We start from the raw sequence: 4,492 nt of genomic DNA on the forward strand, positions 1-4,492 counted from the left end.
TAAAAGTCAAAGAGCGACTTATTTTGCAGAAGAACATTTGCCTGTCGGGGCTGATCAAGGCGCTTACGCTTTTCTTATAACTGTCGAAGTTCTTGCATAATTTCGGTTTTTGATTTTGTTTTTTCGTCAATATCTTTGATTTTCTTTGCAGGTGTGCCTGCAACTACTGTATACGGTGCAACGTCTTTTGTCACAACTGCTCCTGCAGCAACTACAGAGCCTGTACCAACTGTAACACCTTCAAGTACTACAGCATTCGCACCGATCAATACATCATCCTCAATGACAACAGGCTTTGCTGATGGCGGCTCAATTACTCCTGCTAATACAGTGCCAGCACCGATGTGGCAATTTTTACCGACAGTTGCTCGGCCACCTAGGACAACACCCATATCGATCATTGTCTTCTCACCAATAACTGCACCAATATTAATTACTGCACCCATCATAATAACTGCGTTATCACCAATTTCTACCTGATCACGGATGATTACACCTGGTTCGATACGAGCATTGATGTTTTTAGTATCAAGAAGTGGAATAGCAGAATTTCTGCGGTCATTTTCTAGTACATAATCTTCTATTTTTGCTTTATTGGCATCTAATACTGCATTAATTTCTGACCATTCACCAAAAACTACACCAGTACTTCCGTTAATAAACACTTTTGAATCACTGCCAAAATCTAAACCTTCTAAATCACCCTTCAAATACACTTTAACTGGAGTCGATTTTTTACTATTTTGGATAAAAGAGATAATTTCATTTGCATCCATCATTTTCATATTGTTGCCCCCTATGTAGTTGTTCTAAAAAAGCAGAAGCGACGAGTCGCTTCAGTTATTATAGAAAATACTTTAACAAACAAAAGAGTTGAAAACAAGAAAAACAACATCAATCTTCTGAAGATTCGGCGATATGCTCTTTAATAAGTTCAACAAATGCTTGAACCTGTTTTAACTGGAACGAAGATTCATAACCAAGCAACCAGGTATCACGTTTTAATGCCTCATTATTCTCATTTACAAGAGGAATCTTGAAAATATCCCTTTCTGCCTTAGTTAAGGTAATACCGGGCAAAATTGCATAACCAATACCATTGAAAGCCATCTGTTTACATGTTTCAATTTGGTCAACCACAACCGTTCTCTTTGGGGACATTTTAAAATTACGCATCCACCAATCCTGAATCTCCTGATAGTAATTGGAATCACTTTTAAATTGAATAAAAGGGCGATCGGTTGCCAAGACTTGCTCTGGTCGAGTAATTTCTCTGTCAACTAAATACAGAGGATCATTAAATAGGTGTACCTTTACCCCTTTCCAGTCCGGTGTTCCACGTATAATCCCGATATGAACCTGATCATCATATAGGCATTTTAAAATCTCACTGCTCCACCCAGTTACTAATGAAATTTTCGCTTGTGGATATTTATCAATAAACTTTTTTAAAACCTGTGGCAGCCAATTTTGTCCTACAATTGATGCAACAGCAATTTTTAATGTCCCTGAAACTCCTGATTGAAGGGAGTGAATTGTTTCACGAACCTTCTCCTGTTTTTTTAGTACATCATTAACAAAATCAATCACATGTTCACCAGATGGAGTTAAAGCTACTCCTTTTTGCGATCGAATAAATAATTTCGTACCCCATTCTTTTTCAATTGTTTGTAAGCGTTGTGATAGAGCGGGCTGCGAAACAAACAGCCGTTCAGAAGCTTTTCGCATATTCATTTCTTGTGCAAGTACAGATAATAAGTGAAATTCAGATAATGAGGACAACGTTATCCCTCCTAAAAAAGCCCTGTGAGCTTTACACAGAGCCTTCATCCTTTTTTTTCGGAATAAAAAATATTAAAACTAGACTAATTATAGCAAATGTAAGGACCACATAATAAACTGTATGTAAGGATAAGGTTAGTCCATCCTGTAAGATCCTTCGCACCCCTCCCGCGAGGTTCTCACGCTCACTTGCCTTTAAGAGAATGTTTGTATCGTCTACTGATAAAGATGGATCCTTTTGACTAAAATAAGCATTCAATCTGTTATTCAGAATTCCTCCAAGTAATGCTGCTCCTATTGTATTGCCCAGATTTCTCATGAACATGTTTGCCGCTGTGGCTATTCCTCTTTGCTGCCAGCTAACAGTACTTTGAATGGAAACAATAAATGCCGTTGATGTTAAACCCATACCTAGCCCAACAAAAAAGGACCCCACAGCTGCCCAAATTGGACCAGAAGAAGCTGACATCGTGACAAAAGCAAAACTCCCTAGGATCAAGAACACTCCACCAATTATAGAAGTTTTACGATAGCCCATTGTGATAAGCATTCTCCCTGCTAGTGTAGAGGCAATTGGCCAACCAATAGACATCGTAGTTAAGGTAAAACCGGCTACAATAGGTGTTTGTTCCATAACACCTTGAACAAAAGTAGGTAGAAAGCTTGATATTCCAATTAACATAATACCTGTAGTCAGTGAAGTTATATTAGCTATAAAAATGGAACGCTCTCTCCAAATTGAAAATGGCATAACTGGCTCAATCGCACGGTTTTCCTGAAAAACGAATGCAATCAAGGCGAGTACTGATAAAACTAAAAGACTAACAATTTGCCATGATCCCCACGCCCAATGGCTTCCTGCTTCAACGAGGACGAACATGAGTGAGGATATTGTAACAGTTAATAAAACCGCCCCAAGATAATCAATGTCATGTTTTTTCTTTTCCACATTTTCATGAAGATACATCCATAGCCCTACTAGGGAGAGTATACCCAGAGGAATGTTTATCCAGAATACATAATGCCAACTGACATATTGAACAAGTAATCCACCGACAGCAGGACCTGTAATGGCGGATATCCCCCACACACTTGATAGATACCCCTGAATCTTAGCTCTTTCTTCAGCTGTGTAAATATCTCCGACAATAGTTGTCGCTATCGGCATGACAGCACCAGCACCAAATCCTTGAATCAATCGAAAGATGATGAGTGTTTTCATTGATGTCGCAAAACCACAAAGAATAGAACCTATTAAGAAAATAATAATCCCAAACGTGAGAATCGGCTTTCGACCGAACAAATCTGAGAGTTTACCATAGATGAGTACCGTTATTGAATTCATTAAAAGATAGGCAGAAAAAACCCAACTATAAAGTGTGAATCCACCCAAATCTGCTACTATTGCTGGCATGGCAGTTGAAACAATCGTTGCCTCAATCGCACCCATAAACATGGCTAGCATAACAGACGCTAAAACAAGTGGCTTTTTCGTTTGCTTTTTTCGAGCACTGCCTGCTGCAGCATTACTCATCCTAACACCTCATATCTCTAAATAAATACAGCTCCCTAATTGGGAGCTCTTACCATCCTATTTTTTAAACCTTTTTACTACCTTGTTTAGTTGGTTTAATACCGTGCTTCTTGGGAGTATCCCCTCAAAAAAACCTTCCTCTGTCTCCACACAAAGGAATGGATGGTTAACCAATAAATCCAAGCACGTATAGATTGAATCAGTCACTTTTACTCGGGGTATAGTTCTCTTCATGACTTCTTCTACCCGTTTATTTTCAAGCGTTTCAAATTCAATTCGTTCAAGTCCCAGAATAGAATCCATTATGATGGGTGTACTGATTAACCCATGTAGCTTATAGTGCGGGTCTAATACAGGTATAGCTGTATAACCACTTTTTGTTAAGACCAACAATGCATGTTCGAGATTGTTTCCGATTTGCACATGTGCAACGCGCTCTGATGGTATCATTAATTCTTCTATCGTATACTCTAAAAATTCCCCGCTTGGAAGACTGATCATCGCCGAAAACTCCTCAATATTTGTTTTTCTACAGACTTATTTTATCATAGTTTTCGGGGGTCTGTGAAAAATTTAAATCATATTCGAAAAAGAAGGAACCCAAGGGTTCCTATTGAATCAAATCAAAAATTTCAATTGTAATCATATCAATATTATCAAATTGATATCTTTTTGGCTTTTCTTTCTCGTTATATATTTCTAATTCAAATGTTTCTGTTTTCGGATGAAATGTTACTTGACACTTTCTTTCACCATTTACCTCAAAATAGCGTTGTGCAGGTTCACCACTATTTGATTGTTCCTGAAGGTTTTTTAATCTTGTTAATATACCTTGAAGCTGTGACATTTGCTTCTTCTCCTTTCAAACACAAACAAACTGTATACAGTTATGTTTCTCATTTGGCCTAATTCTATCCTGAATGAAAATTTTTCAAAATTTTACAAACGAGTGATTTTATATGCCAATATTAAAAGAATAAAATAACAAACTCCATTTGTCCAAGTAAAAATAAAGAAATTGGTAATTTTTTTTATGTCTTTGTTAAAATTGCCTGTTGATTTCCGCTCCAGGCACTTCGCTTTCCGTGGGTGTTTCGGCGAGCCTCCTCGGCGCTTGCGCCTGCGGGGTCTCCCCTGAACCATACTCCCACAGGAGTCTTCGTGCCTTCCGCTCCA

General features: G+C 38.2%; 5 protein-coding genes. All 5 read right to left on the reverse strand.

Annotation, left to right across the window (positions count from 1 at the left end):
- Positions 1–74: 74 nt before the first annotated feature.
- Complete coding sequence (dapD, locus tag ABES03_RS07215; protein ID WP_430116406.1) at positions 75–785, reverse strand: 2,3,4,5-tetrahydropyridine-2,6-dicarboxylate N-acetyltransferase; 711 nt, start codon at positions 783–785, stop codon at positions 75–77.
- Between the two features lie 109 nt (positions 786–894).
- Positions 895–1,782: a LysR family transcriptional regulator gene (locus tag ABES03_RS07220; RefSeq protein ID WP_430116408.1), complete on the reverse strand. Its 888-nt coding sequence runs from the start codon at positions 1,780–1,782 to the stop codon at positions 895–897.
- Positions 1,783–1,813: 31 nt separating this feature from the next.
- Positions 1,814–3,316 carry an MDR family MFS transporter gene (locus ABES03_RS07225; RefSeq protein WP_430116410.1) on the reverse strand — a complete coding sequence of 501 codons (1,503 nt, stop codon included), beginning with the start codon at positions 3,314–3,316 and terminating at the stop codon, positions 1,814–1,816.
- 57 nt (positions 3,317–3,373) lie between these two features.
- Positions 3,374–3,817: a cyclic-di-AMP-binding protein CbpB gene (cbpB, locus tag ABES03_RS07230; protein ID WP_430116412.1), complete on the reverse strand. Its 444-nt coding sequence runs from the start codon at positions 3,815–3,817 to the stop codon at positions 3,374–3,376.
- A 109-nt stretch (positions 3,818–3,926) separates the two neighbouring features.
- Positions 3,927–4,163, reverse strand: a complete 237-nt coding sequence (locus tag ABES03_RS07235; RefSeq protein ID WP_040204715.1) for a YkuJ family protein — start codon at positions 4,161–4,163, stop codon at positions 3,927–3,929.
- Positions 4,164–4,492: the final 329 nt, after the last annotated feature.

Origin of the sequence: Neobacillus rhizosphaerae, assembly GCF_050477885.1 — a bacterium.
Taxonomy (GTDB): Bacteria; Bacillota; Bacilli; order Bacillales; family Cytobacillaceae; genus Neobacillus; species Neobacillus rhizosphaerae_A.